Annotated in this window: 20 protein-coding genes; 15 read left to right on the forward strand and 5 right to left on the reverse strand. The window is 45.4% G+C overall.

The window, feature by feature from the left end; translation table 11 throughout:
• Positions 1 to 10: 10 nt before the first annotated feature.
• Positions 11 to 1,672: an L-aspartate oxidase gene (nadB, locus tag OPS25_RS02560; protein WP_265616077.1), complete on the reverse strand. Its 1,662-nt coding sequence runs from the start codon at positions 1,670 to 1,672 to the stop codon at positions 11 to 13.
• Between the two features lie 184 nt (positions 1,673 to 1,856).
• Here nadB and rpoE point away from each other — a divergent pair, with 184 nt between their 5' ends.
• The 10 genes from rpoE to OPS25_RS02610 all read left to right on the forward strand — a co-directional run bounded on the left by rpoE (position 1,857) and on the right by OPS25_RS02610 (position 10,742).
• A complete protein-coding gene (rpoE, locus tag OPS25_RS02565) occupies positions 1,857 to 2,435 on the forward strand; it encodes an RNA polymerase sigma factor RpoE (protein WP_265616078.1) in 579 nt (192 codons plus the stop codon).
• A gap of 72 nt (positions 2,436 to 2,507) precedes the next feature.
• Positions 2,508 to 3,086 (forward strand): sigma-E factor negative regulatory protein, encoded by a 579-nt coding sequence (locus OPS25_RS02570; protein ID WP_265616079.1) that lies wholly within the window; start codon positions 2,508 to 2,510, stop codon positions 3,084 to 3,086.
• A 17-nt stretch (positions 3,087 to 3,103) separates the two neighbouring features.
• On the forward strand, positions 3,104 to 4,231 hold the full coding sequence (locus tag OPS25_RS02575; RefSeq protein WP_265616080.1) for a MucB/RseB C-terminal domain-containing protein: 1,128 nt from the start codon (positions 3,104 to 3,106) through the stop codon (positions 4,229 to 4,231).
• 10 nt (positions 4,232 to 4,241) lie between these two features.
• Positions 4,242 to 4,700: a SoxR reducing system RseC family protein gene (locus OPS25_RS02580; RefSeq protein WP_265616081.1), complete on the forward strand. Its 459-nt coding sequence runs from the start codon at positions 4,242 to 4,244 to the stop codon at positions 4,698 to 4,700.
• A 283-nt stretch (positions 4,701 to 4,983) separates the two neighbouring features.
• Positions 4,984 to 6,780 carry a translation elongation factor 4 gene (lepA, locus tag OPS25_RS02585; protein ID WP_265616082.1) on the forward strand — a complete coding sequence of 599 codons (1,797 nt, stop codon included), beginning with the start codon at positions 4,984 to 4,986 and terminating at the stop codon, positions 6,778 to 6,780.
• Entirely contained in the window at positions 6,780 to 7,697 is a 918-nt protein-coding gene (lepB, locus tag OPS25_RS02590; RefSeq protein ID WP_265616083.1) for a signal peptidase I, read from the forward strand. Before lepA ends, lepB begins: the two co-directional genes overlap by 1 nt.
• The gene (rnc, locus tag OPS25_RS02595) at positions 7,697 to 8,383 is read left to right on the forward strand and encodes a ribonuclease III (RefSeq protein ID WP_265616084.1); all 687 of its coding nucleotides are present in this window, start codon (positions 7,697 to 7,699) and stop codon (positions 8,381 to 8,383) included. Before lepB ends, rnc begins: the two co-directional genes overlap by 1 nt.
• The gene (gene era, locus OPS25_RS02600; RefSeq protein WP_265616085.1) at positions 8,373 to 9,284 is read left to right on the forward strand and encodes a GTPase Era; all 912 of its coding nucleotides are present in this window, start codon (positions 8,373 to 8,375) and stop codon (positions 9,282 to 9,284) included. Before rnc ends, era begins: the two co-directional genes overlap by 11 nt.
• A gap of 29 nt (positions 9,285 to 9,313) precedes the next feature.
• Positions 9,314 to 9,952, forward strand: a complete 639-nt coding sequence (gene pdxH / locus OPS25_RS02605; RefSeq protein WP_265616086.1) for a pyridoxamine 5'-phosphate oxidase — start codon at positions 9,314 to 9,316, stop codon at positions 9,950 to 9,952.
• Between the two features lie 10 nt (positions 9,953 to 9,962).
• On the forward strand, positions 9,963 to 10,742 hold the full coding sequence (locus OPS25_RS02610; RefSeq protein WP_265616087.1) for a TatD family hydrolase: 780 nt from the start codon (positions 9,963 to 9,965) through the stop codon (positions 10,740 to 10,742).
• Here OPS25_RS02610 and OPS25_RS02615 read toward each other — a convergent pair.
• On the reverse strand, positions 10,700 to 11,401 hold the full coding sequence (locus tag OPS25_RS02615) for an AhpA/YtjB family protein (RefSeq protein ID WP_265616088.1): 702 nt from the start codon (positions 11,399 to 11,401) through the stop codon (positions 10,700 to 10,702). The two genes, OPS25_RS02610 and OPS25_RS02615, sit on opposite strands and share 43 nt — an antisense overlap.
• 138 nt (positions 11,402 to 11,539) lie before the next feature.
• On the opposite strand from OPS25_RS02615, the gene serB reads away from it, so the two are divergent.
• Complete coding sequence (gene serB / locus OPS25_RS02620) at positions 11,540 to 12,535, forward strand: phosphoserine phosphatase SerB (RefSeq protein WP_265616089.1); 996 nt, start codon at positions 11,540 to 11,542, stop codon at positions 12,533 to 12,535.
• Between the two features lie 207 nt (positions 12,536 to 12,742).
• Here the strand turns inward: serB and OPS25_RS02625 are convergent, their stop codons facing one another.
• On the reverse strand, positions 12,743 to 15,289 hold the full coding sequence (locus tag OPS25_RS02625; RefSeq protein ID WP_265616090.1) for a PilZ domain-containing protein: 2,547 nt from the start codon (positions 15,287 to 15,289) through the stop codon (positions 12,743 to 12,745).
• 191 nt (positions 15,290 to 15,480) lie between these two features.
• Here OPS25_RS02625 and radA point away from each other — a divergent pair, with 191 nt between their 5' ends.
• On the forward strand, positions 15,481 to 16,848 hold the full coding sequence (radA, locus tag OPS25_RS02630) for a DNA repair protein RadA (protein ID WP_265616091.1): 1,368 nt from the start codon (positions 15,481 to 15,483) through the stop codon (positions 16,846 to 16,848).
• Between the two features lie 5 nt (positions 16,849 to 16,853).
• Here radA and OPS25_RS02635 read toward each other — a convergent pair whose 3' ends face one another.
• Positions 16,854 to 17,261 (reverse strand): PilZ domain-containing protein, encoded by a 408-nt coding sequence (locus tag OPS25_RS02635; RefSeq protein WP_265616092.1) that lies wholly within the window; start codon positions 17,259 to 17,261, stop codon positions 16,854 to 16,856.
• A gap of 131 nt (positions 17,262 to 17,392) precedes the next feature.
• On the opposite strand from OPS25_RS02635, the gene OPS25_RS02640 reads away from it, so the two are divergent.
• Positions 17,393 to 17,560 carry a hypothetical protein gene (locus tag OPS25_RS02640; protein ID WP_265616093.1) on the forward strand — a complete coding sequence of 56 codons (168 nt, stop codon included), beginning with the start codon at positions 17,393 to 17,395 and terminating at the stop codon, positions 17,558 to 17,560.
• Between the two features lie 53 nt (positions 17,561 to 17,613).
• Here OPS25_RS02640 and ettA read toward each other — a convergent pair whose 3' ends face one another.
• Positions 17,614 to 19,281, reverse strand: coding sequence for an energy-dependent translational throttle protein EttA (ettA, locus tag OPS25_RS02645; RefSeq protein WP_265616094.1), 1,668 nt, complete (start codon positions 19,279 to 19,281; stop codon positions 17,614 to 17,616).
• Positions 19,282 to 19,480: 199 nt separating this feature from the next.
• Between ettA and lpxD the strand changes: the two genes are divergently transcribed.
• Both lpxD and glyA read left to right on the forward strand, forming a co-directional pair.
• A complete protein-coding gene (gene lpxD, locus OPS25_RS02650; RefSeq protein WP_265616095.1) occupies positions 19,481 to 20,524 on the forward strand; it encodes a UDP-3-O-(3-hydroxymyristoyl)glucosamine N-acyltransferase in 1,044 nt (347 codons plus the stop codon).
• A 128-nt stretch (positions 20,525 to 20,652) separates the two neighbouring features.
• Positions 20,653 to 21,909, forward strand: a complete 1,257-nt coding sequence (gene glyA, locus OPS25_RS02655) for a serine hydroxymethyltransferase (protein WP_265616096.1) — start codon at positions 20,653 to 20,655, stop codon at positions 21,907 to 21,909.
• Positions 21,910 to 21,947 lie beyond the last annotated feature (38 nt).

Genomic DNA, 21,947 nt, shown 5'->3' on the forward strand with positions numbered 1-21,947 from the left:
CTAACAGAGCTTAGGTACTTAATGTGCCAGGCTCTTCCTCAATCAAACTTTTGGTTGGGGTTAAGATAGTGGGGGAAGAGTGGGCCAGTGTATCTGGGTAATCCAGATTGAAATGTAAGCCACGACTTTCTTTTCTCTGCATGGCACAGCGCACGATTAGCTCTGCCACCATTACCAGATTACGAAGTTCAAGCAGGTTATTGCTGACTTTAAAATGAGCATAGTATTCATGAATTTCCTGTTCCAGCAATTGGATACGGCGTAAGGCCCGTTCAAGGCGTTTATTGGTGCGCACAATTCCCACATAATCCCACATAAATAAGCGTAGTTCGTGCCAGTTGTGTTGGATTATTACCTCTTCGTCAGAGTTGCTGACCTGGCTTTCGTCCCATGGGGCAATCGCCTCAATTGAAGGCGCGTCATGGAGTCGGGAAAGAATATGTTCAGCTGCGGCTTTGGCAAAAACCACACACTCAAGTAATGAATTAGAGGCCATACGGTTGGCGCCATGTAAACCTGTGTAAGCTACCTCACCAATGGCATAAACGTTATCCAAGTCAGTACGTGCGTTAAGGTCCGTCATTACCCCCCCACAACTGTAATGCGCCGCGGGTACCACTGGAATGGGTTCCCGTGTGATATCAATGCCTAGCGAACGACATTTACGATAAATGTTGGGGAAATGCTTCACAATAAAGTCAGCACTTTTATGGCTGATATCCAGGTACATACAATCGGCACCTAACCGCTTCATCTCAAAATCTATAGCTCGCGCTACTATGTCTCGGGGGGCTAAGTCTCCTCGCTTATCAAAATTGTGCATGAAACGAGTGCCGTCAGCGTGGCACAGTTGGGCGCCCTCACCACGCAACGCTTCGGATATGAGAAAGTTTCTGGCCTGAGGATGGTATAAACACGTAGGGTGAAACTGGTTAAACTCCATGTTCGCTACACGACAGCCTGCACGCCACGCCATGGCGATGCCATCACCACTGGATACATCTGGATTTGAGGTATACTGGTATACCTTGCTGCCCCCACCCGTGGCTAAAGTGATGAAACGACTGCGAATCACTTCAACCTGTTCACGTTTACGATTCCATACATACACGCCTTTACAGTGTTTTGGCGTCCTCTCGGAAGCGATTAAATCAATCGCATTATAGCGTTCAAAAAAGTGAATGTTTGGATGAGCGGCGACCGCATCATTTAATGTCGTTTGAATGGCTTCGCCGGTTGCATCTGCAGCGTGGAGAATACGCCGATGGCTATGACCACCTTCACGGGTGAGGTGATATTTCTTTTCACCGCCTGGATTTTCTTCCGTATCAAATGGAACCCCGAAATTAATTAACCATTCTAAAGCCTTTTTAGCTTCTTTGGCCGTGTAAGTAACTACTTCTTCATCGCATAAACCTGCGCCCGCGTCCAATGTATCGGCAACATGCGACTCGATAGAATCGCCTTCATCAAATACAGCAGCAATGCCGCCTTGCGCGTAGCGCGTGGAACCTTCATTGCGATCACTTTTACTAAGTATAATAATTTGGCAGTGATCGGCTAATTTTAATGCCAGGCTCAGACCTGCTGCACCGCTACCAATAATCAGTACGTCGCACTGATGCTCTAACGCCTGATTTGAAGAAGGTAGTGAAGAAGTTGTTGAATTCATGTATTTTAGCGGTCATGGCGTCCCCAATGTTCGGCAAGTCTAATCGATGAAAAGTAAAAAACAATGGGAAAATCCCTGTTCTCGATCAAAATTTAAAAAAGTTGCGAACTTTTCTGTATTCACAAAGTCTACTTGAGTGCTTGCATGAGCTGTACGAAGTAGATGTAAAGGAGAAATAGCTCGAATGAGCGAGCAAATAACCGATCAACAATTAGTTGAAAAGGTTCAGCGCGGTGACAAGAACGCGTTTAATCTTTTAGTGACAAGATACCAGCATAAAGTTATGCACTTGGTGTCAAGGTATGTGAAAAACACCGGTGATGTGGCGGATGTCACGCAGGATGCGTTTATAAAGGCTTATAAGGCGTTGCCTAATTTTCGCGGTGAAAGCGCCTTTTACACTTGGCTCTATCGTATTGCCGTAAATAGCGCCAAAAATTATTTAGTGGCCCAGGGGCGTAAGCCACCGGCGAGCGATGTGGATGCAGAGGAAGCCGATTATTATGAGGGGAGTGATGCTCTAAAAGAGCAATCAACACCTGAACGAAGTCTGCTTTCTGATGAGATTGAAACCACCTTGTTTAGTGTGGTGGAAAAACTGCCTGACGATTTACGTATGGCGATAACCTTACGTGAAATCGAAGGCTTAAGTTATGAAGAAATAGCCAGTGTAATGGAATGTCCTGTTGGGACAGTACGCTCCAGAATTTTTAGAGCCAGGGAAGCGATTGATAAAGTACTACAACCATTGTTAGAAAATTGAACTTTTCGACAGTCTGGTTACCTAATATCAGTGTTAACGTGGTAATTGATCAACTTTGATCAGGAAGAATGTATGACCGAACAGCAAGAAAATTTGTCTGCTTTTATGGATGGTGAACTCAGCCAGACTGAGATCATTGATGCAATAAAGCAAGATCCCATGCTTCAGGCAAAATGGCAACGCTATCATGTGATTAGGAGCGGCTTGCGCAAAGAAGCAACGGTAGCCCCTCAGCTCGATATTACTGCTCGGGTGGCGGCAGCTTTAGCTGGAGAACCCACCGTGATGGCGCCGCGTTCACGTTGGGAAACCATTCCTTTAGTTGGTAAAGTGGTTCCCTTTGTAAAGCAAGCAGGTCAGTTTGCGGTAGCCGCCTCAGTGGCTGCAGCGGTAATAGTTGGGGTACAATACAGCAACCAGCCTTCTCAAACTGAACCTTTTTCTACTTTCGCAACCGTAGGTCCACAGGGCGGATTAGCCCCCGTCAGTTTAGAGCAAACCCGCACCTTGCCGCGTAATGATATGGCGGTAATGCTAGAGAAAAAGCGGAAAATTAACGCTTTGATAGCTGATCATGAACAGCAGATTAAGCTTAAACAGGCTGAAGAGCAAAGCGCTGCTGCCGAAGAACAGCAGGGATCTGACAACTAACATTTGTATCTAATTTGATGAATATTTCAAGTAGTGTAAACAAGCCAGCTTTCAATCAGCTGGCTGTTTTATTTAAACGTGCCACCTTTTTCACCCTTTTTAGTCTATTCACGCTTTCCTCTGAAACTTCAGCTCAGCAGAATACGGTTGAGGAAGATGCAGGCAAGGAAGTGGTCGCATCAGGCGATGAAAACGACAATCTCCAACAGCCACAGGATATAACGGAAAACACTGCACCTCATTCCTTAAGCGCTAAACAATGGCTGGCGCGGTTAACCGAATCGACGCGGAGTCTTAATTATCAGGTGTCGTTTATTTTAAGTCGGGCGGGTAGTGAAACGGTTCCTTATTTGTGGCGACATGGGGTGTTAGAGGATGGCACTACCGTTGAACAACTCAACCTGCAAAATGGGCCGGGGCGCGAATTAATTCGGGTAGGTAACGTGGTTAGCGTGTTTGAACCGGATGTACAGCCATATAGTCTGTATTCTGAGTCCATCAACGGGCCAATTCCGAGTCAACTTCTTTATAACCCGCGCGCGCTTAATAAGTCGTACAAATTTATTAAAGTAGGCAGAGCTAGGGTGTCAGGTAGACCAGCCCAGCAAATTCGCATAGTAAGTTTAGATAATAGTCGGTTTAGTTATCAGTTATGGCTAGATGAAGCCAGCGGCATGTTATTAAAATTTAATATGTTGGATTTAAATGGTAATTTGCTCGAACAGATCCAGGTGACTTCGCTTAACATTCAAAAGACGCCACATCCTTATTTTGCTCGCGTGAATCAAGCGACGCTTCCACAGCCAATGGTCATCACCCCATCGCAGCCGAGAAAACACAATTGGGAGGTTGATTATCTGCCACGCGGAATGAAAGAAGTTAAACGAGACATTAGACGTTTAGCGTTAACCGGACAAATCGTTGAATATAAAATGTTTAGTGATGGTTTAGTGGATGTCTCAGTCTATGTACAAATGGCAGAGGATGCGATTGGCGCAGATATGGTGTTACGGCATGAGGTCAATACATTTTTAACGCTCACAGATGGACAGGCTCAGGTTACAGTGGTGGGCGAAATACCATTGCATACCGCCAACGCCATTGCTACTTCCTTAAGTATGCATCAGCCCGACAGTAAAGGTTAAACGTACGGATATGATTGTAGAAAACGCAACCGTGATATCAGTACATGGTGACATGGTAACGGTGGAGGCAGCGATCAAAACTACTTGCAATGGTTGCCAAGTAAATGAGGAGTGCGGCACCGGGGTGGTTTCCAGAGCGCTGGCGCCAAAGACCCAGCAACTTACGATAAAAACGCCGATGGTGGTTAAAGTCGGTGATGTGGTTAAGGTGGGTGTACCTGAAGTGGGGATCCTCACCGCATCAGCGTGGCTTTACCTGATGCCATTAGCGGTATTGCTGATAAGTGCTTTATTTTTCAGTTCACTCTTTCCATTATTGGGTTTGAACAGTGAAATTTGGGTAATATTGGCCAGTATTCTCGTCACGTTTATCGGATTTGGGTTCACTTCGCGGAGATTAAAGTCCATCGATTCCACCAAATATCAACCCGTTATTTTGTCCACAAACGGCCAAAACGTGAATGGATAGCCAGCGCTATTAGTACTATTACCTTTTCTAAAAACGCCCCAATTCAGCACCTATCCAGTACCCGTTACCAACGATTTGCGTGGGATCGTCAAACCTAGCAACAGGGGAATTGGTATAATTCGCTTTTCGGCCAATAAATAGGTAAAATCCGCAGACTTTTTTTCATGGGGGTCACTACCGACATATTCGGGCTGACGCCAGTATCCTTTGATCACGATTTATCTCGATTGAGTAAAAAGTGACAGGACATTTTTCATCAATTTTGTAGGTAATTTCTAGCTTTATGCAACAATCGCACATTCGTAATTTCAGTATTATTGCCCACATCGATCACGGTAAATCAACGCTTTCTGATCGTTTAATCCAACATTGTGGCGGTTTGTCAGAGCGAGAGATGGCTGAGCAGGTACTCGATTCAATGGATTTGGAGCGTGAACGGGGTATCACCATCAAGGCACAAAGCGTCACCCTAAATTACACTGCGAAAGATGGTGAAACTTATCAGTTAAATTTTATCGATACCCCAGGACACGTAGACTTTACTTACGAAGTATCCCGTTCGCTCGCTGCATGTGAAGGAGCCTTGTTGGTGGTAGACGCAGGTCAGGGCGTTGAAGCTCAGACGTTGGCCAACTGTTATACCGCCATTGACATGGACATGGAAGTGGTGCCAATTCTTAATAAAATTGATTTACCTCAAGCCGAACCGGAACGCGTAGCTGAAGAGATTGAAGATATAGTAGGTATTGATGCGATTGATGCCGTACGCTGTTCCGCCAAAACGGGTCTAGGCATTGAAGATGTGCTGGAAGTCATCGTAAGAAGAATTCCACCTCCGCAAGGAGAGCGTGATAAACCACTTCGCGCTCTTATTGTCGATTCCTGGTTCGATAATTACCAGGGGGTGGTTTCTTTGGTGCGCATTGTCGAGGGTGAATTGAATGTTAAAGATCGTATTCAAATTATGTCTAATGGCCAGGTACATCAGGTTGATAAAGTTGGCGTTTTCACCCCTAAAGCGTTCGATACCGGTATTTTGAGAGCCGGGGAAGTGGGCTTTGTGATTGCTGGCATCAAAGACATTTTGGGCGCGCCAGTAGGAGATACCATTACCCTTGCACGCCGTCCGGCAGAAAAAATGCTGCCCGGTTTTAAAAAGGTAAAGCCACAAGTTTACGCCGGTGTATTTCCCATAAGTTCGGATGACTACGAAGACTTTCGAGATGCGCTGCAAAAGTTAAGTTTGAATGATGCTTCTTTATTTTATGAGCCAGAAAGTTCTGCAGCGTTAGGATTTGGTTTCCGTATCGGCTTTTTGGGTATGCTACACATGGAAATTATCCAGGAACGGCTTGAACGTGAGTATGATCTGGATCTCATCACCACAGCGCCAACGGTTATTTATCAGGTGGTGACCACTAAAGGGGAAACGGTACAGGTAGATAATCCATCCAAGTTACCTGCGGTCAATGATATTGAAGAAATTCACGAACCTATTGTCGAAGCGCATATTTTAGTGCCGCAAGATTACTTAGGTAACGTTATTACGTTATGTATTGAGAAGCGGGGCGTACAGACCAATATGACCTACCACGGCAAGCAAGTGGCGGTGACATATGAACTGCCTATGGCCGAAGTAGTGCTGGATTTCTTTGACCGTCTCAAATCTACCAGTCGCGGTTTTGCATCACTGGATTACAACTTTAAAAAATTCCAGTCCTCAGACATGGTGCGAGTGGATATTTTAATAAACGGAGAGCGTGTCGATGCCTTGGCTCTTATCACCCACCGCGAAAACTCACAGTCACGTGGTCGTGATATGGTAGAAAAGTTACGTGAACTAATCCCACGCCAAATGTTCGATATTGCCATTCAAGCCGCAATTGGTAACCATGTTATCGCCAGAAGTACGGTTAAACAGTTGCGTAAGAACGTAATCGCCAAGTGTTATGGCGGTGATGTAAGCAGAAAGAAAAAACTGCTGCAAAAGCAAAAGGAAGGGAAAAAGCGTATGAAACAGGTGGGCAATGTTGAATTACCACAGGATGCATTCCTTGCAGTATTGAAGGTGAATAAATAATGGCGAATTACTTTTCCTTATTTCTGGTTTTTCTGACTGTCGCATCAGGTTTGATCTGGCTACTGGATTCTCTATTTTTTGCCAGTAAGCGTAAAGCTAAAGCATCAGCAACCGGGGGCGCTATCGCAGGTTCATCTGCTGGCTCTAAGGAAAAGGCTGAACTACCCTATATTGTTGATACGGCCCAACAAATTTTCCCAATTATCGCTTTTGTGCTGGTCTTGCGCTCATTTCTTTACGAGCCATTCCAAATTCCTTCGGGTTCCATGATGCCTACCTTGTTGGTGGGAGATTTCATTCTTGTTGAAAAATACGCGTATGGAGTAAAGGATCCGGTTTTTCGTAAAAAAATTCTCGAGACGGGTACGCCGGAACGAGGTGATATCGTCGTTTTTAAGTATCCGGAAGAGCCTAACATTGACTATATCAAGCGGGTCGTAGGGTTACCGGGTGATACGATTGTGTATCGAAATAAGCAGATTTATATAAAACCCGCGTGTGAAAACGCGTCCACGCAACAATGTGGAAAGTTACAGCCAGTGGAGGTGGAATTTAAATCCCGTGGCGAATTTGTGCAGGATATGGCCCCTTTACTTCGCTATACCGAGCATTTAGGTGAAGTAGCACATGATATTCTTCGCCATCCTATGCGCGATGTTCATCCGTCTCACTTTTACACTCAGCCCGGCACACGCAGTACTGAATGGCGGGTACCAGAAGGGCAGTATTTTGTCTTAGGGGACAACCGGGACAATAGCCGAGACAGCCGTTTCTGGGGGTTTGTACCTGATGAAAATTTAGTAGGTGAAGCCGTTGCCATCTGGATCAGCTTTGAATTTGAGCGAGCGCCCGACAGTTGGTTACCATCGTGGATACCAACAGGTGTGCGTTTTAGTCGAGTTGGTGGTATTGATTGATGCAAGGCATTGATAAATACGCCCACTTAAGCAAAGTGCTGGGATATAAATTTAACGACGTCTCTATGCTGGAACTGGCACTTACGCACAGAAGTGCAGCCAAATTGCACAATGAAAGGCTTGAATTTTTAGGCGATGCCGTATTGGGTATGGTCATCGGTGAAGCGCTGTTTAAAAAGTTTCCTCAGGTACCTGAAGGTAAGCTTACGCGGATGCGGTCAACACTGGTCAAGGGAGAAACGCTGGCCGAATTAGCACGAGAAGCCAAGATGGGTGATCTAATTAAATTGGGGCCTGGCGAAATGAAAAGCGGGGGTTCAAGAAGAGGTTCTATCTTGGCCGATGCCGTGGAAGCCGTATTGGGTGCGATTTACTTAGAAGCCGGGATGGAAACGGTACAGGAAGTTATTCTTAAATTATGGCAGCAACGCATCGAGAAACTGGATCCCAATGCTCATCCCAAAGACAGTAAAACGCGTTTGCAAGAGTATCTGCAATCGCGCAAGCTACCTTTGCCTACGTATGAAGTGATAAACATCTCTGGTAAAGACCATGCGCAGACGTTTGAGGTAGGCTGCCAGGCAGCAGGACTGGATGACCCTGTTGTCGCCCAGGGCGAAAGCAGGCGAAAAGCGGAGCAAGAGGCGGCTAAAATCACGTTAGAGAAATTGTTAAATGAGTCCTGATCAAATTACCACCTATTGTGGGCTAGTGGCGATTGTTGGGCGCCCAAACGTTGGTAAGTCCACTTTACTTAATTACTTGCTAGGGCAGAAAGTGAGTATTACCTCACGCAAGCCTCAAACCACACGTCATAGGATTTTAGGGATCGATACTGAAGACAATTATCAAACGATATATGTCGATACACCCGGGCTTCATAATGATGAAAAGCGAGCAATAAATCGCTATATGAACCGTGCGGCCACTTCTTCTTTAGCTGAAGTAGGACTTGTACTGATGGTGGTGGAAGGTACTCGGTGGACCGATGAAGACACCATGGTACTCAAGAAGGTTCAGCAGTCGGGTTTGCCGTGTTTTCTGGTTATCAATAAAACCGACAAGGTTAAAGAAAAGTCTGAACTGATGGAGCAGCTGCAAATTCTTGCGCAAAAACATCCATTTGACAATATTGTGCCGGTAAGCGCGAAGCTGGGTAAACAGGTTGATGTGTTGCGAGAACTAGTGCAAAAAACCTTGCCCCCCAGCGAGTTTTATTTTCCCGAAGATTATATTACCGACCGTTCAAGTCGTTTTATGGCTGCCGAAATTATTCGTGAAAAATTAATGCGTTTCACGGGTGATGAGTTGCCTTATTCTACGACCGTTGAGATCGAACAATTTAAACTGGCTGATAATGGCGTATTTCGAATAAATGGTTTAATTTTGGTGGAGCGAGAGTCGCAAAAACGCATGGTCATTGGGAAAGGTGGCCAGCATATCAAAACGATCGGCGAACAGGCGCGTAAAGATATGGAAAACCTGTTTGAATCAAAAGTATTTCTTGAGCTGTGGGTTAAGGTTAAACAGGGGTGGGCCGACGACGAGCGAGCGCTACGTTCGTTAGGCTATGGAAACGACGACTGATTGACCAAATTCGCTTTCTGGAGACATTCATGGCAATTTCAGATATTCGGCGGCAATATCGCTTATGTACATTAGATGAGTCGCAGTTAACTGATGACCCCATTGTTTTGTTTGAGCGTTGGTTAAAGGACGTAATTGAGGCAGAAGTGCCTGACCCCACTGCTATGACCGTGGCAACGGTAGCTAAAAATGGTCAGCCTTCACAACGCATAGTATTACTAAAAGATGTGAGTGCAGAAGGGTTTGTTTTTTATACCAACTACGGCAGCAGAAAGGCCCAGGAGCTAGCCGATAACCCGAAAGTTTCGCTACATTTCCCGTGGTTTTTTATGGAAAGGCAGGTGCGTGTGAGTGGTGTCGCCCACAAAATGAGTGTGGCCGAAAACGCCCGCTACTTTCTGTCACGTCCTAAAGACAGCCAACTCGCCGCAATAGCTTCACATCAAAGTAAGCCTATTGCGAAACGAGAACTATTGATGGCTCAATTCAGCCAATTGAAAGAAAAGTTCACTAAGGGTGAAATACCTGTACCAGATTTTTGGGGGGGCTTTCGCATAGTTCCGCACCAAATTGAGTTTTGGCAAGGCGGTGAAAATCGCCTTCATGATCGCTTTGAATATAATTTATCAGCATCAGGTGATTGGCAAATACAACGTCTGATGCCATAAAGGACATACGATGATAGATAGTCACTGTCATCTTGATTTGCCTGCATTTGAGTCCGATTTGCATTCAGTGGTAAAACAGAGTGAGGATGCGGGGGTCAAGCGCTTCCTTGTTCCAGGTACCACACCTAAAGGCTGGAAACGCCAACTTGCCATCCGCCAGTCTTTTCCCCAATGTGATTTAGCATTTGGTCACCACCCTTATTTTCTGACAGAAATAGAAAAGGATGGGATATCCACTCTAAAACGGTGGATAAAAGCCCATCGCAGTGCCTGTATAGCGTTAGGCGAGATAGGGCTCGACGCTACAGTCAACACGCCCATGGAAACCCAACAGGCGTTATTCCTCGCTCAGCTCGAGCTTGCACAATATTATGAGCTGCCGGTGATCCTGCATCACCGCAAAACTCATCATTTGCTGATAGAAGGATTAAAGCAGCTCAAGTTTGCCCATGGAGGCATTATTCACGCCTTCTCGGGCAGTATGCAGGTTGCGCAACAATATATAGAAATGGGTTTTTCACTGGGTATCGGCGGTACGATCACTTACCCACGTGCACGTAAAACGCGCCAGGCTGTTGCCGAACTATCGTTAGACCATATGGTGTTAGAAACCGATTCTCCTGATATGCCAATGCAAGGGAGGCAAGGCCAGCGCAACGCTCCCGCCTATATCGGCGATGTGGCCCAGGCATTAGCAGAACTAAAAACGACAAGTAAAGCAAAGGTTTGTGCCCAGACCACCAATAATTATCTACGTTTATTTAACTTAGAGGGAAACGATGTAGATTGATTATCGGGGAAGAGTCGACGTCGTAAAACCGGTCTTAACTTGTAGAAACTTCTGGCAAGATAAATACCTGCCAGCAGGGTCACTATCATCACTAAATACATCATCTCCAACCTGCGTTTTTCATAGGCTATGGATAATTCCAGTAAGCGCTCAGCGTTAAAAATAAGTCTAAGATAACCAATAGTTTGTCCAGAATCGTTGCGAATGTCCTCTACGTGCACCATCCAGTTTTTAGCTTCGGCCACATGCTTTAAGAGATGGATATTATTCTCCTGTGCATTTAACAAAATTCCCCTAGTGTCATAAACATCAGCGTTAATGAGCGCAGGGTGATGATCAAGTGTACTTAGCATTCTGCCTAGTTCAATTATGTTTCCCTCTGCGACGGCTGGCGCCAAGAGCATGGCATATTGATGAACTAATAGGGTGCCAGTCTGGCCCGCCTCAAACTCAGCCCATTGGCGCGTATGTTGCTGGTAAAGGTAGAAAAAGTAAATAAGTAAGGTTATGACCAGGCAAAGACTAAAGGTATGGATAATTCGTTTTAGGGTTTTATAGCCACTATGTCTGACCGCGGGTAAATTACGGCGGTCTGCTGCATCTACGCTTGTTGTCAGCGTATGGCCAGGAGACGACTGCCCCGAGAGTTCCATCGTCATATCAACAGTTGCTCACTAAGAACGAAATTAACTGGCATATTACAATTAAATTAACAGTAATTACCAGTTGTGAGTTTTCTGACGCTTCAGCTTTAGGTAGGATGATAGTTCAGTGAATCCAAGTCAAAAGGTTAGACGTTGTCCCTTAATCAGCATAGCTATGCATCGCTCTTAACGCTAAAACACACCTTTAATAAAGGCTGGACGTTTGGAAATTCGTCTACTGATATTCAAAGTCTTTCTCATCAGGAAGGTGAGAGTGAAACGCTCACGATAATTGGGCAAGCGTTAACTCTCAATGTATTGTTCAGTGTTCAGGACACTCTATCTGCTGTTCTTGACATTAAATCGTTTCAATTTCACCCACTTTCGGAACGATTTGGTGACTGCGTAGTGGTGGCCAAGGTGGTATTGCACAAGTCAGAAAAACTCTCTGAGTTACTAGCGGATGTGGCGAAAGCCCACCATATTGAAATAGCGTTACAGCGCCAGCAGCCTAAGCTGGGAGAGCCTGGATTATTAGTGATGGATATGGACAGCACGGTAATTCAGATCGAGTGCATTGATGAGATTGCAAAGCTGGCAGGGGTAGGGGAAAAAGTTTCAGCGGTTACCGAGCTAGCGATGCGTGGAGAACTTGATTTTAAACAGTCACTCGTTGCTCGGGTAGCATGTCTTGAAGGCGTGGAAGAATGCAAACTTGAATCGATCCGCAATGCAATACCGCTAATGCCAGGGTTGAGCAGCCTTGTCCATGTTTTAAAAGCGAACCAATGGAACATTGTAATCGCATCCGGTGGTTTCACTTATTTTGCCGAGCACCTGCGAGACCGCCTGGGGCTTGATGCTGTCAAAGCCAACATACTAGGCAGTGAACGCGCACGGTTAACCGGTAAAGTGAGCGGGGCGATCGTCGATGCGGAGTCTAAGGCTCAGGCTGTCTTTGACTATGCAACGCAATGGAATATTAAAGACACGCAAACGGTGGCGATGGGAGATGGTGCCAACGATCTGCTCATGATGCAAGCTGCGGCGTTAGGGGTGGCATTTCATGCTAAGCCAATCGTGCAGCAACAGGCTGATGTGGCAATTCGATTCGGCGGCCTACATACGGCATTGTATTTCTTGGCATAGCCATTCTACGAGGAAGTTAGTACTGGTGATGACGTACCATTTATACGTGCATCAAAAGCGATAAATGGCCAAAGTGAATGAAAGCCTCGCTGAGCAAACCTTATTGGTTAGTTCGCCCAGCCTATTAACCGGTATACATTTTATCTAAAGGTTACGCCCTACCATATTTGGCAATACTCGCAGCCAGAGTTCCTACATGATTGTGAGCTACTCTTGAGAACGCTCTGAGTTGAGCAGCGTTTTGATTCCACCTGCTTGCATTTTAAATGGCTGCGTCAATTCTCGATTTCGTTGTATCTCCTTAGACTCAACGTTGTAGCGCATTAAAACTTCATCAGTAATGTCAACTAAATGAGAACAGGCGACAATACTCCACATCTTTTCTTCCAGCTCTTTTGCACGGTGGAGAGCGTAAACGCTGACGTAATTAAATTCAGATTGCAGCATTTCCATGTCAGGTTTGCCGGTAGTGACCAGCATAACGTTTATCGCAATAAATTGCCCTCGGTTCAGCGCTTCATGAACAAATTTTTCTTTCATTTCTTCGGAGACAAAGCGGTTGTCAAAACGAGGAATAATCGCCATACGGCTTTCTTTGTGCGATGAATCAAAGGCGATAAAAAGCTCTCGTCGAATAGGCTTATTTTCTACTTTAACCTGCTTTATTCCATGTTGTACGAAGGGCGAGTCAAGTTTGCGTTCCCGGAACATAAACTCAAGGTTGACTTTACCCTGTTCGGCAAAGTGACATGCTAGCTGCGTAATTCGATCATCCTGATGCCCAATAATCGCTGCTTCCGGTTCGTAACGTACACCTTCTTTACTTAGTACAAATGCGAGTGAAGGTGCATTGCGCGCATTAATACAGCGTAACGCATGCCCGATTCCTGGCACTTCTTCTTCTTCAGGATAGCTTTGCAACGACGCTCGATTACCTTTTATCAGCTCTTCGAAAAACGCTCGAGCGCCTTGGCCTGGCTCCCCGGGAACGGCCTTCAAATGAATAATGTTTTTCTCAGAATTGTAGTGTACAACCTGGTATTGCAACGCCATCACATTATGTTTGGCTGTCATTTCCTGTAGTTTTGGAAAACCAATTTCCACATGATGATCAATTTCGCCGTTGAATTCGTCGTTAAGCTCAATTCGTAACCCGTGTACGGATATGTCTTCACTCACTCCTAAAATTTGCTGATCATCAATTTTGCTGCGTAAACGAATGTTTGAGCGTAATAGATACCTTGATTCTAAGCGTTGTTCGTGAAAACGGTATCTAAATGCTTTAATTTCAGCCAAGGGCTTATTTCGTGCGTGGCCAAACACGCGCAAATGGCCCAAGCTGTTACGATTAAATTTATATTTGTTGTAAACCTGCTGACCATCCTCTGACGTCACATCTGAAATATGGACAATGTAACGAAGGTTCTTTAAGCGAGACATCAAACGGGCTGACGGCGGATTGTTCTGTTTTTTAATCTTTGTACCCACGCTATCGGGGATAGACAAAGGAGCATGGGCCTGATCAGGTGACATATCGCATAATGAAAGCTTGAAGACCCGCCAACTGGCTTTGCGTGAACCAAAACCTAAAAATGCATTTTTAAGCACATCCTTTGCTGCTAACTCACTAGGCGAAGCCGAGTAATAATAGACTTTATCGTTTTGAAGATGAGTGAAGCTGTAGACAAATATTTCACGCTGATTTTTGGGTTTTTTCAACAGCGCTTCCAATCTACTGCTATTGATCAGAAATCCAATTTTAACTTCACCCTGTTCATCACTCCAGTAATCGATTATTTCGCGATTCACTTCATTGAGCATGGCAAAGCGGGGAATGATCCTGTTTTCGATAACATCAAGAAAGATAGGCAACGCAGGGCTGCGGGGAGAAAAGTACTGCTCTAATGACTTATTCTGTACGGCCTCAATAGTATTGCTTAAATTGACCTTATAGCGCCTTTTATTACCATGTATAAAGTTTTCTAGAAACTTATCAAAGGAGGCATTGGGGAACTCTTTGGCTCGGCGTAACGCAATATACAAATTGTCTTTCTTACGCACGGAAGTGAGTACGTTATAAACAATCCCATTCTTTTTATCCAACGCGAACTCTTCCTCGAGACCGCGAAAATGCACCGAGACACGATCGCCCTTGTTCAACTTGGCATCTTTGTTTAATTTTACCCGGATACCATCCGTAGAAATATCCACACTATTGCCGCGGTAATGGGTAAAGTCTTCGGTAACGACTTCCACAGCCACCGCATAATTCATTCGCTCGTGCTGCCGCTGTGCGTAGGTAAGTAAGTTAACTACTGGGACATTATAGCGCTCCATTGACGAAGCAAGTCTGTTTTCACTGTCATTAGATGCGGTAGCAATCTCACCTGATTCGGCCCGCTCCCGCATGACCTTAAAGTTATTATCAGTATGTTGAACGGCTTCGTAAACACCAAAACAATAATCACCAAACACCCTTAACTGGCGTTCGAAAGTTTCGATGGCAATATCATCAAGGTAATGTTTTATTCCACCATGCTCATATAATTGACACTCTCCGGAGACCTGGCCTCTTAAGTCAATTGAACGCACGCACTTTCTTGCCAGTCTTTTCAGCTCCATCTTGATGATGAACCGCTTCTCACGTGGAAGCGATGCTGTAAGCTCCTGCAAAACTTGATCGAATTGAGGGTTATTTACCATCGGTTTAAGTTGTTCAATTATATCAGCGTATTGCTGGAGGTCCTGACTCATAGAATGACGCGCACTTATGTAATTCTTATAAAAGATAATTTTTTATCGGCAATGCAGCTAAATGGTTGATATTTATTTGCAAATTTCAGGTAAAAACAACCCACACATTAACTGTCTATCAAGCGGCCAGTATACACCGATAATCCTAGGCGTGTAGAATACTCTGAAATTTAGCAACAGAAAACCTGTTTATGGCAAAACGTAAAACTGCTTACGTATGTACCGAGTGTGGTGCAGAGTTTCCTCGTTGGCAAGGGCAATGCAATGAATGCAAGGCGTGGAATACCATCAGCGAATTTGTGGTCAGCGCAAACAAAACCGCATCTCGCGATGCCACCATGGGCTACGCAGGTCAGACACAAGCCAAAGTGGAGTTACTCAACACAATCGATCTGGAAGCGCTGCCGCGGTTTGCATCCGGTTTTCGTGAATTAGATCGTGTGCTCGGTGGAGGTATCGTGCCAGGCTCAGCGATGTTGATCGGTGGCTCTCCCGGAGCGGGCAAAAGTACCTTACTGTTGCAGGTTATGTGTCATCTGGCGAAACAGAAAAATGCACTTTACGTTACAGGTGAAGAATCGCTACAGCAAGTGGCAATGCGTGCCAAACGCCTGGGTTTGCCAGATGATAAATTGTTGATGTTGGCAGAGACCAATGTTGAAACCATATGTGACCTCGCGAACGCGTATAACCCCGCCATAATGGTTATCGACTCTATACAGGTGATGCACGTTAGTGATGTACAATCTGCGCCAGGTAGCGTTTCTCAAGTTAGAGAATCAGCAGCCTACCTGACCCGTTTTGCTAAACAGCACCATATTGCCATGTTTATTGTTGGGCATGTGACGAAGGATGGAAATCTGGCCGGCCCTAAGGTGTTAGAGCACTGCATTGACTGTTCGATGATGCTTGAAGGCGAAAGTGACGGGCGCTTTCGGACGTTACGCAGTCACAAAAACCGCTTTGGTGCAGTTAACGAATTAGGCGTATTCGGCATGACTGAAAAAGGGTTGAAGGAAGTGAGTAACCCTTCTGCCATATTTTTGAGCCGGGGTGAAAATCAATCCCCTGGATCCAGTGTGATGGTTGTGTGGGAAGGCACGCGGCCGTTGCTGGTCGAAATTCAGGCGTTGGTCGATTATTCGCAAATGGCAAACCCTCGACGTGTTGCAGTAGGGTTAGAACAGAATAGATTGTCAATGTTACTTGCCGTTTTACATCGTCACGGGGATGTTCAGATGAATGACCAGGATGTTTTTGTAAACGTAGTGGGCGGTGTGAAAGTGGCTGAAACCAGCGCTGATCTTGCTTTATTACTAGCCATTATTTCCAGTTTTCGGAATCGCGCCCTGCCACGCGATATGATAATTTTCGGTGAGGTTGGGTTAGCGGGGGAAATACGCCCTGTGCCAAATGGAACTGAAAGAATAAGCGAAGCGGCCAAACATGGTTTTAAACGGGCGATCGTGCCTAAAGCTAATGCCCCCAAACAACCCATCAGTGGCATGAATGTTATCGCTGCCGCCCAATTAACCGATGCGTTAGAAGCGATCTTATAAGCGGGCTAAGCAGACTTGGCTAAGATGCCATCAATTAATGCGTTTAAGTCCTGGTCACTAAGACGGTTGTCACCACTATTTAACTGAATTAACCGTCTGAGTACCACTAAGTCTTCAATGTCAATATGATCGACTTTACACCCTATCAAGGTGTCTTCAATTCGAGGGTGGTTTAGCCGGTAGAGTTGTTGCAATCGGGCTGTAATTGTCGGGCTGTCAGCGTTAGCTTGAAATTCGATAACGTAGGGTTCATGGCTGTCAAATGGTAAGGCTTCCACTGTTCGCTCGTTTACTTTTAAGCGTAATCCTTGTAGTGAAATATCCATCACTTCAACAGGTATACTGATATCCTGGTGACTAAGAGTACCAGAAGCACCGAGGGTGATTCGTTGATATTGACGTTTATCTGTCATATTTTTTGCCCAAACTTACATTACCTCACCTTTGTATTATAACCGGTGATGAAAAATCAACCTATTTGCACAATCAACCGTATTTATACCATATATGGTATTATTATTATCTTTGTGAGAATGGAGTCGTTATGAATTCAGATAAGCGGTCACCAACAGCACCTGAAGAAGAGCATGATATTCTGTCAGATCAAGATGCGGAGGCATCCAGCCCTGAGGATTCATCGGTGTGCGGGGAAGAAGATCCTGGGGTGGCGTTAGAAGAAATGGTCAGACATCAAACGTCTGGTAATGAATAAAAAAGTGCCGGGTTCAATGTTACCCGGCACTTTTCTTCTTTAATCAATGAAAACTATTTACTCATCCGTTTGTACTTGAGACGATGAGGCTCTACTACATCTTGCCCATACGTGGCCTTCAGCCAGCTTTCATAGTCGTTGTAATTGCCTTCAAAGAAGTTAATTTTACCTTCATCGCGATAATCAAGAATGTGCGTAGCTACCCGGTCAAGAAACCAGCGGTCATGGGATATCACCATGGCGCAGCCAGGAAATTCCAGCAACGCGTTTTCTAATGCGCGCAGAGTTTCAACATCCAAGTCATTGGTTGGCTCATCCAGCAATAGCACATTACCACCTGCTTTAAGGAGTTTAGCTAAATGTACGCGGTTGCGCTCACCCCCTGACAAGTCCTTGATAAACTTTTGCTGATCCGTTCCCTTAAAATTAAAACGGCTACAGTACGCACGACTGTTAATTTCAAAGTTTCCAATGCGGATAATATCCTGATCATCGGAGATTTCTTTCCAAACAGTATTCTTACCATTCATATGGTCACGGAATTGATCAACGCTGGCTATCTGTACTGACTCACCGATTTCTATGTTTCCTGCATCCGGCGTTTCCTGGCCGGTTAACATCCTGAATAGCGTCGATTTACCTGCACCGTTCGGACCAATAATGCCGACGATGGCTCCTTTCGGGACAGAAAATGACATATCATCGATCAGCACGCGATCACCATAGGATTTTTTCAAACCTTCAATGTCGATGACTTTGTCGCCCAAGCGTTCACCAGGGGGAATAAACAATTCATTAGTTTCATTGCGTTTCTGATAGTCTCCCGTAGACATCTCTTCAAAACGAGACATCCGCGCTTTACTTTTAGCCTGACGACCTTTGGGGTTGGTGCGCACCCATTCCAGTTCCTGTTTAATCGATTTTTGGCGTGCCGATTCTATTTTCTCCTCTTGTTCAAGGCGTTTTTCTTTTTGCTCTAACCAGGAAGAGTAGTTACCTTCCCATGGAATACCGTGACCGCGGTCAAGTTCCAGGATCCATCCGGCAACGTTATCCAGAAAGTAGCGGTCGTGGGTAATAGCCACCACAGTACCTTCGTAGTCATGTAAGAAACGTTCTAACCACGCTACTGATTCTGCGTCCAGGTGGTTGGTTGGTTCGTCTAGCAACAGCATATCGGGTTTTTCCAGCAGTAAACGGCAAAGAGCTACCCGTCGACGTTCACCACCAGAAAGCTTACTTACATCCGCATCCCAAGGAGGAAGACGGAGGGCATCTGCAGCACGCTCTAACGCATTTTCTAAATTATGTCCGTCTTTTGCCTGAATAATGGCTTCCAGTTCTCCCTGCTCCTTTGCCAAGGCATCAAAATCCGCATCCGGATCTGCATAAGCGGCGTAGACTTCATCCAGCCGTTTTAACGCATGCGCAACATCGGCTACGGCTTCTTCAATATTGCCGCGTACATCTTTAGATTCGTCGAGTTTTGGCTCTTGAGGCAGATAGCCGATATTAATACCAGGTTGTGCTCGAGCTTCTCCTTCTATATCTGTGTCTACACCCGCCATAATACGAAGTAAGGTGGACTTACCCGCACCGTTTAAACCTAACACGCCTATTTTAGCGCCGGGGAAGAAACTAAGTGATATATCTTTAAGAATATGCCGGTTAGGAGGAACAATTTTCCCTACCCGGTGCATTGTGTAAACGTATTGAGACATAACGAGTCCTTGCCAAAACAAAGGTGTATTGTAATCGTTTATACCCTAAAGCTGCCAGAGCGATACCCGATTAACCTGATCAACTGATGTATTTTTAACCGTAATGATAGTCAAGTGTTGTTTTTTCAAGATCAAAACAGGACGACTGCTGGGATTTACAGTACCATATGCCCAATATTTTACGAAAGGAAGTTGCCTTATGCCTCAGAACAATAAAAGTTTTTCATTATCTGAACTTGCCGCCATTGCAGGTGGACAGGTTAAAGGGCGTACGGATGTGGTGATTTTTGGTGTAGGCACATTGGAGGGGGCAACCGCGCGACATATCTCGTTCTTGACCAATGCTAAATACAAATCTCAGTTAGCCACTACTAATGCTGGGGCGGTTATCTTGCCCGAGAAATTTGCTGAGTCGGTTGACTTACCAGCCATTGTACACCCTAATCCCCACGCAGCTTTCGCTAAAATAGCCCAAGCATTTGATATCACACCAAAGCTGGCTACCTCCATTCACTCCTCTGTACACATTGATGAGACGGCGACAATCGGAAAAAATGTTGCGATGGGTCCTAATGTGGTGATCGGTAAAAAGGCGGTGGTGGGTGCTGACGTAACAATCGGGGCGAATACGGTAGTGGGTGAAGGCGTTAAAATCGGCGAAAACAGCGTGATTCACCCCAATGTCACCCTCTATCATCATGTAAAACTAGGCAAGCGGGTGATGGTCCATAGTCAGACAGTCATTGGAGCAGATGGTTTTGGTTATGCGAATGATAAAGGAACTTGGCTGGCTATTCCTCAAACAGGGTCAGTAGAAATAGGTGATGACACCCAGATTGGTGCGGCTGTTACCATCGACCGCGGCGCGCTCGAAGATACCGTAATTGGTACAAATGTGATCATTGATGATCAGGTTCATATTGGTCATAACTGTGTTGTAGGTGATAACACCTGTATCTGTGGTACTAGTGGGTTGGCTGGTAGCGTTAAGGTAGGCAAAGGCGTCATTATCGGCGGCGGAGTGGGGGTCAACGGACACATAACGATATGTGATAACGTTCAGATTACTGGATTTTCTATGGTAGTAAGTGATATCACCGAGCCTGGCGTGTATTCCTCTGGTCAACCTGCTATGGCGAATCGAGACTGGCGAAAAACGACCGTAAGAATGCGTCAAATCGATGCCCTGTTTGACCGGGTTAAAAAGTTGGAAAATCAGTTTACTTCTGAAGTAAACAAATAACACATCGCAAAAACACCTAAGCAAATGACCATGGATGCCGAGATTCGACCACAAATCGGTATACATGCGGGGCAAAATGAATAGAATAGGCGTTCAATTTATGCCTTCTAACGTATTAAGGAGTCTTCATGTTACGTCGTGAACTGACCATCGCTGATTTTGATCCTGAATTAGCGGACGCTATCGCTAAAGAAAATGAGCGTCAGGAACATCATATCGAGCTTATCGCATCGGAAAACTATTGTAGTCCACGGGTAATGGAAGCGCAGGGTTCACAACTTACGAATAAATACGCAGAAGGTTATCCTGGCAAGCGTTACTACGGTGGCTGCGAGCATGTCGATGTGGTTGAACAACTGGCAATCGACCGGGCCAAAGAATTATTTGGGGCAGATTATGCAAACGTCCAGCCTCACTCGGGTTCTCAAGCTAATTCTGCCGCTTTCATGGCGCTTCTTGACGCCGGCGATACGGTATTAGGTATGAGCCTTTCAGAAGGCGGACACCTGACTCACGGATCAAAAGTTAATTTCTCAGGTAAAACGTATAATGCGATTCAATACGGTTTGGATCAGGCCACTGGGGAAATTGATTACGATCAGGTCCAGGCATTGGCTAATGAGCACAAACCGAAAATGATAATTGGTGGCTTCTCAGCTTATTCAGGTGTCGTTAATTGGCAGCGTTTCCGTGAAATAGCTGACAGTGTAGGGGCCTATTTACTGGTAGATATGGCACATGTTGCTGGTTTAATCGCAGCTGGTATCTATCCCAATCCACTTCCTCACGCCCATGTAGTGACCACTACAACCCATAAAACGCTGGCGGGTCCACGCAGTGGACTTATTCTTTCATCGTGTGGTGACGAAACCATCTATAAGAAATTAAACAGCTCAGTCTTTCCAGGCAACCAAGGTGGACCACTGTGTCACATTATTGCTGCTAAAGCGGTGGCATTTAAAGAAGCTTTGCAACCAGAATTTAAAGAGTATCAGCAGCAGGTAGTGAAGAACGCCAAAGCGATGGTTGAGGTAATGCAGCAGCGTGGATACAAAATTGTTTCGAACGGCACTCATAACCACTTATTCCTACTTGATTTAATTGATAAAGATATAACCGGTAAAGATGCAGATGCAGCGCTAGGACGCGCGAACATCACAGTCAATAAGAACTCAGTTCCCAACGACCCGCGCTCACCGTTTGTCACCAGTGGTCTGCGGATTGGTAGTCCGGCGATTACCCGTCGAGGCTTTAAGGAAGAGGAGTCGAAACAGGTTGCGAACTGGATGTGCGATGTGCTGGATAATATGGGGGACGAGTCTGTCATTGAGAGCATTAAACAGGAAGTTGTGCAATTGTGTAAGGCGCACCCCGTATACGCCTAGTTTTTGCTAATATTATATTGCTACCTCAATAGGAGGTA

The organism is Alteromonas aquimaris (assembly GCF_026183695.1).
GTDB classification, from domain to species: Bacteria; Pseudomonadota; Gammaproteobacteria; order Enterobacterales; family Alteromonadaceae; genus Alteromonas; species Alteromonas aquimaris.